The sequence below is a fragment of the Paraglaciecola chathamensis S18K6 genome (assembly GCA_000314955.1).
Taxonomy (GTDB): domain Bacteria; phylum Pseudomonadota; class Gammaproteobacteria; order Enterobacterales; family Alteromonadaceae; genus Paraglaciecola; species Paraglaciecola chathamensis.
Window position 1 is genome coordinate 65,714 of the sequence record BAEM01000021.1, and the last position, 6,385, is coordinate 72,098.

General features: G+C 45.3%; 4 protein-coding genes. 1 reads left to right on the top strand and 3 read right to left on the bottom strand.

The window, feature by feature from the left end; translation table 11 throughout:
* Positions 1–74 precede the first annotated feature (74 nt).
* The 3 genes from GCHA_RS06200 to GCHA_RS06210 are packed head-to-tail and all read right to left on the bottom strand — an operon-like array spanning position 75 to position 5,289.
* Positions 75–3,149, bottom strand: coding sequence for an efflux RND transporter permease subunit (locus GCHA_RS06200; RefSeq protein ID WP_007986242.1), 3,075 nt, complete (start codon positions 3,147–3,149; stop codon positions 75–77).
* The gene (locus GCHA_RS06205) at positions 3,146–4,201 is read right to left on the bottom strand and encodes an efflux RND transporter periplasmic adaptor subunit (RefSeq protein ID WP_007986245.1); all 1,056 of its coding nucleotides are present in this window, start codon (positions 4,199–4,201) and stop codon (positions 3,146–3,148) included. The genes GCHA_RS06200 and GCHA_RS06205 overlap by 4 nt, the downstream gene beginning before the upstream one ends.
* Positions 4,201–5,289 carry an efflux RND transporter periplasmic adaptor subunit gene (locus tag GCHA_RS06210; RefSeq protein ID WP_007986247.1) on the bottom strand — a complete coding sequence of 363 codons (1,089 nt, stop codon included), beginning with the start codon at positions 5,287–5,289 and terminating at the stop codon, positions 4,201–4,203. Before GCHA_RS06210 ends, GCHA_RS06205 begins: the two co-directional genes overlap by 1 nt.
* 170 nt (positions 5,290–5,459) lie before the next feature.
* Here GCHA_RS06210 and GCHA_RS06215 point away from each other — a divergent pair, with 170 nt between their 5' ends.
* Positions 5,460–6,179, top strand: a complete 720-nt coding sequence (locus tag GCHA_RS06215; protein ID WP_007986249.1) for a TetR/AcrR family transcriptional regulator — start codon at positions 5,460–5,462, stop codon at positions 6,177–6,179.
* The last annotated feature ends 206 nt before the right edge of the window (positions 6,180–6,385 follow it).

A 6,385-nucleotide genomic window follows, 5' to 3' on the forward strand; every position in this document is an offset into this window, starting at 1 on the left:
ATATGTAGGGCCAAAGTGCCTGTGCAGGCTGCTAAACATGACGTTGTTAACGTCCTAAAATTTATCTCAGCAAATTACGCCGATGCGGGTTTTACTTTATAAAAAATAGCAAACAGTACAGGTACCACGATAAGCGTTAATACCGTAGCGAACCCTAACCCAGCCATAATGGTAATTGCCATAGAGCCAAAGAAAGCATCAAACATAAGAGGCACCATGCCTAAAATAGTTGTCATGGCCGCCATACTCACAGGGCGTACCCTGCTCAAAGCGCTATCGAAAACGGCGTTATAAGTCTCTTTCCCTGACGCCAGTTCAATATTGATTTGATCCATCAACACAATGCCGTTTTTCAATATCATGCCGCTCAAACTTAGCAAACCTAATAAAGCAGTGAAGCTAAAGGGCATTCCGGTTGCTAGCAAACCAAATGAAACACCAATAATCGCCAGCGGTACAGTAAACCAAATCACTAACGGTTTGCGCACTGAGTTGAACAAGAACACGGTAATAATGAACATTACCAGTGCGCCGATAGGCAAGGATTGAAACATGGCAGCCTGTGCATCATTCGTCGACTCATATTCACCGCCCCAAGCGAGCTCGTAACCCTCGGGTAAAGGCAATGCTTCTACTTTAGGGCGCAGTCGAGCAAACAAGGAGGCCGCGGTTTCATCTCCCAATACATCGTGATCGGCCATCACAGTTAATGTACGTTTTCTATCGCGGCGCAATATTAGGGGGTCAACCCAATCCATTTTCACGCCATCAATTATCTGCTCTACAGGAATGTACGTTTGTAGTGTTGGGCTCCAAATATTTAAATTTGCCAAGGACTCAAAATCGACTCGCTCTTGCTCTGGCAGGCGAGTGATAACAGGTAACATATGGGTACCATCGCGGATAATGCCTATGGTGCTGCCACCAAATGCCATTTGCAACGTACTGGACAAGTCTTGTTTGGAGATCCCTAGTCGGCGTGCCTTAGGCTCATTGAACTGCGGCACTAATTCTTTAGTGCGCTCGCGCCAATCATGGCGAACATTGCGTGCCCCAGGATCTGCGTTAAACACGTCTTCAATTTGCCGCGCAATACTACGCAGTACTTGTGGATCAGAGCCTATTACACGCGCTTCAATTTTAGATGCAGGTGTAGGACCAAACTCCATCACCCGTAACCGAAACGTCGGGTGGCTAAAGGATTTATTCAAGTCAGCTTCTAACCCATCAAGTAGCGCGAACATGTTTTCTCGGGTATCGACCCTGACCGTCATTTGGGCGAATGCGGCGTAGCTTTGCTCAGGTTGATAGGTCAACATAAAACGCTGCATGCCTTGGCCGACGGTAGATGCCACGAACTCAACGTGATCTAGTTGGCCTAAATATTCTTCAACCTCTGCACTTTGCTTAATGGTTTGTTGAATATCAGTTCCTTGGGGCATCCAAATATCCACATGAAACATAGGTGTGTTTGACGCAGGAAAGAACGACTGCTTTACATTGCCAAAACCAATAACAGCTAACACTAAAAGAGCCACCATGGCAGCGACAGTTACCCAGCGAAAGCGCAAAGCAAAACGAAGCATAGAGCCAAAAATAACGAACAGTGCCCCTTTGTATGCATCATCATCTTCACTGTCACTCGCTTCATCGCCTTCTTTGGCAGGGTTTTCTTTGAGTAAAAGATTGGCTAAAAACGGGGTTAGTGTCAGGGCGGTTATCCAACTTAAAAACAGCGAATAACACAACACCCAAAACAGCGACCCCATAAACTCGCCTGTCGCATCCTCAGACAAACCGATAGGTGCAAAGGCTGCAATGGCAATGATAGTTGCCCCGAGCAAAGGCCATTGAGTTTGCGTTACGATATCCTTCGATGCTTGCAGTCGAGTGCGACCTTTTTTGAGGCCCACTAATATCCCTTCCACTACAACGATAGCGTTGTCCACTAACATCCCTAAGGCGATAATCAATGCACCAAGTGAAATTCGATGCAGTTCGATACCCGTGTAACTCATCAGCATGAAGGTGCCGAATACAGTGAGCAGTAAAACCGCCCCGATAATAATCCCGCTACGCAGCCCCATTGCAAATAGCAGCACCACGATAACAATTCCAACCGCTTGAGCTAAGCTGAGCACGAAATTGCTAACCGATTTATCCACCTCGGTGGCCTGATTATAAAAATAATTAAGCTCTACGCCCGCGGGTTTAATACTTTGTAGGGTCTCAAACTCTTCTTCTATATGCGCCCCCACATCAACTACGTTTACCCCTGGAGCGAATGAAATACCTAAGCTGATGGCTTGACTACCATTGAAGGTCACCACATTACTCGGACGTTCTGCGATACCGCGGGAAACCGTGGCGACATCTTTTAACCGAATAAGGTTTCCTGTGTCACGTCCATGAATAATCAAGTTCTCTAATTCTTCAACCGAGCTTAGCGTACCACTCGGGCGAATAATCAATGACTCGCCATTGACCATGACTTGGCCAGACTGTTGCACGCTGTTTTGTTGGTTCAGTAAGCCCGTTACCGTGCTCATATCCAAATTAAGTGACGCCAACCGCTCTAGCGATAACTCCACAAAAAGTTGTTCAGTTTGATCTCCCGCGACTGCGACCTTACCCACTCCTTTGACGAGCTCAAGTTCACGCCTAAGTTGATCTGCGTAACGTTTTAGCTCCACCGCATCATAGCCGTCTCCGGTTATCATGATCATAATGCCGAATACGTCGCCGAAATCGTCAAGAATTTGCAGTGAACTTACGCCAGAAGGCAATGTGGGTTGGGCATCATTGATTTTACGACGCATTTCATCCCAAATTTGTGGCAAAATTTCGGGCCCGTAAATCGATTTCATGCTGACTTTAAGCTGAGACATACCACGAGAAGAAATCGACGTAATATTATCGATATAGGGTAGCTGTCGAATTTCACGCTCTAATGGGTAGGTTAACTCTTCTTCCACTTCTTGTGGTGTCGCACCTGGGTAAGTTGCAATTATCAACGCATCTTTTAAGGTAAAAGCGGGGTCTTCTAAGCGGCCCAAACCATTAAAAGCAGAAATGCCGCCAAGGGTTAACAGAACTAAAAATAACCCACTGATGACTTTGTATTTAATTGAATATTCTGCGATGTTCACTGCGTAGCTCCTTGAACTGTCATCCCTTGGCGTAATTTTCTCAGATTGGAATTGGCGATCACATCTCCCTCACGAATACCGCTCAAAACGATTGCCCCATTCGATTTCACTTGGCTTACCTCAACAGGGGTAGCCACTGCTTGATTATCTTGAATTTTCCACACTCTGAATTGTCCGTGTTGCTCAGCTGAATCGATCGCAGTCATGGGTAATTCAAAGCCTTGTAATAAACCCATTTGGGCTTTGACCATATCAATACTCACCTGCACATTAGTGCCGGGTAAAATCTTAGGGTTCACTTGCGGCATCTTCAGCCAGAATTGATATGTCTGAGATTCAGGATCAAGCTCGCTGGTATGTTCAAGGTAATTAAGGGGATACTGCCCTTTATGCCCGCTAAAATGTCCTAAAGGACGATAATTAGGCACACTCAATAACGGTTTTAGACGCGTTAACACTGTATCAGACACAGAAATCTCTACATAAACCTCGCTACTTTGGTAAATGCTAACAACCGTTTCTCCCGCATCGGTGCGCTCAAAGTCCTGTTTAGACACCACGGAAATAATGCCATCGACCGGGGCTTTAAGGCGGGTATAACCGAGCTGAACTTCGGCCAATTTGGCATTCGCTACAGCCAGTTTGTAATTGGCTTGTAATTCATCAAGCTCAGAAGATGAAAGCATCTCTCTGGTGCGTAGTTCTTTACCGCGTTCAAGCTGCCTTGCAGTTAAATCAAGTCGGGCCTGAGCATCATTTAAGGTTTGAACGAGTCGACTATCGTCCAAAACAGCCAGTACTTGTCCTTTTTCAACCACATCGCCTTCTTGCACTTTCACGTCAACGATTTCGCCTTCAAGTCGAAACGCTAAAGGAGTCAATTCTGGCGCAACGACCTGACCATTGAACCGCCTAAACTGCGTGTCCACTGGTGCAGATACCTCGATGGTATCCAAAATTAACGGCGGCTTGGGCCTATGCTCTATGTTTGGCGTGCAGGCTTGTAGCAACAGTAGTGCTAGAATATGCGTGCTAAAAACGATCGATTTCATTAAATTCCGTCCTCTTCAACCCAAGGTTTCACTTTTTGAGCTTCATTGAGGCCATTAATGCCTGTTTCCACCACTAAATCACCTTGCTGTAAACCACTTTGTATAAACCCATTTTCGTCTAACCCAACCAACGTTTTGTGTACCACGCCTTGTGATGCGGAATACTTCCACACATAGCCACTGCCCGCCTCGCGGCTGATCCAAGCGCTTTTTGGTAACGTAAATAAACTCGTTTGGTCTGGGGCGACGATATTTACCTGGCCACTCATTCCGGTTAGCAGGGTTAGATCATCAGGGCGACGCACCGTCACGCGTGCGGTATAACTGTTGGTATCAATATTGGGCTGGGTAGAAATTTCTTTGAAGTGTGCTTCTAGTTTTCTGTCACGGGCAAAGTCCATCGTGACCCACACCGCAGAACGACTAATATCCTCTACCCCGTATTGAGATACATAGCTTACCGGTACAGTGAAAACCACGTCCATAAGTGCGTTGTTAAGCACTTTCATTACCGGTTGATTCGCTGCCACTACTTGATGCGCCTCTGCGCTAGTTAATGACACAACACCGTCAAACGGTGCTCGCATTTTGGTATAGGTTAAATCGGTTTTTGCTTGCTCAAGTAACGCCTTAGCTACTTTATAATTGGTTTCGTTTTGATCGAATTGATCTTTACTGATTAACGTTTCTTTAATCAATGCTTTAGCACGAAGATATTGTGTTCTCGCCAAGTCATACTCAGCTTGGCGCGCGTCTAGGGCCAATTGATAATCAGTTGGATCAAGGCTTGCTAAAAGTTCACCTTTCTTAATTTGCTGGCCCATATGCGGCATCGCTGAGGCGATTTCACCCGACACATTAAACGACAGAACAGCCCGCTCCGTGGCATCCAACTTGGCAATAAAACTATTGACCTGTTGCTGATTAAGGTCCGGCATTTTAATTAATTTCACCGGCTTAATGACCTTATCGGCGTTTTGCTCCGCCATTTCTTGGGAATTCACGCTGTCACACCCACTCAATCCCACAGCTACGGCCAAGCTGAACAAAGCTGTGCCTAACACCCAACGCAATTTTCGATTAACCATCACACAGATCTCTATTTTATTAGCCACTTGTACAGCAATTTACTATACGAACGTGCAGTATATTGAAAGTGATAGCTAGATCAAGTATTATTTACCAACTGGACAATATAATATTGTTGCCATTAACATTAGCTGAAACAAGCTCAAGAAGATCGTTAAGTTGAAAAATTATGAGTGAAAGAAAGCAAGGGCGCAGAAGTGCACAAGACGCAGAGCAAACAAAGGCTGACATATTACAGGTTGCTGCTGAGCTATTCTGTGAACTCGGATATGAACGTGTATCTCTGCGTAACATCAGTGAGAAAGCCGGCGTTTCTCATAGTCTGATACGCCATCATTTCGGCAGCAAAGAAAAAATCTGGCACGATATCAGTGATGAATTACATGACTTTATCGTGAAATATGTAGCAACTGTCTATCAGAACATACCGAAAACCGCTCCTGCCAACGTACAGCTGTTCGAATTTACTAAGCGAATGATGGCTTATATGTTGCTGTTTAAACGCCCCGTACAGTTAATTGCCGATGCGGTACGCCAAGAAGACGCCCTTCTCGATTATTTCCTTGGCAGTGGTGAAGACATCGAAGACTTTGTCGAAGGTTTGGTTAACGCGCATAACACCCACTTTCCGGAAGCTCAGATTCGTATGTGGGATCTGAAATGGCAAATCATAATGTATGCTCACGCGGCAGCTTCTCTAACACCGTTTTTGAAAGAAACATGGTCTGATGAAACCGATGATCTCGACGAGTGCTTACTGCGTCATTTTATGCTGTTTGAAGACACCATGGCCGCGCGCTTACATATCGATAAACGCTACCGTAGTATTCCAAAAAGCGTACAAGAACTGGTTTACGAATTGCCATGCTCTGACACCGCGCAGGACTAACACAAATACAAATACAAATGCTAATACCAAGTCCAGTTCCAATGCTTAGCGATTCAGTCAAGCATAAAAAAGCCTAGTGTGAACTAGGCTCATAATACCATTCCACGTTAATAAGTGATGACTCAGCGAGAGTTTAAAAGGGCTTAAACAAGGCGCATGACTGAATGAATAGTTGTTCTCTTTCGAAGTCATGCAACGCAGTGTAA

Excerpts from the sequence above, each read along its gene's own strand:
- GCHA_RS06215 (WP_007986249.1), top strand. The coding sequence starts at position 5,460 with ATGAGTGAAAGAAAGCAAGGGCGCAGAAGTGCACAAGACGCAGAGCAA.
- GCHA_RS06210 (WP_007986247.1), bottom strand. The coding sequence starts at position 5,289 with ATGGTTAATCGAAAATTGCGTTGGGTGTTAGGCACAGCTTTGTTCAGC.
- GCHA_RS06205 (WP_007986245.1), bottom strand. The coding sequence starts at position 4,201 with ATGAAATCGATCGTTTTTAGCACGCATATTCTAGCACTACTGTTGCTA.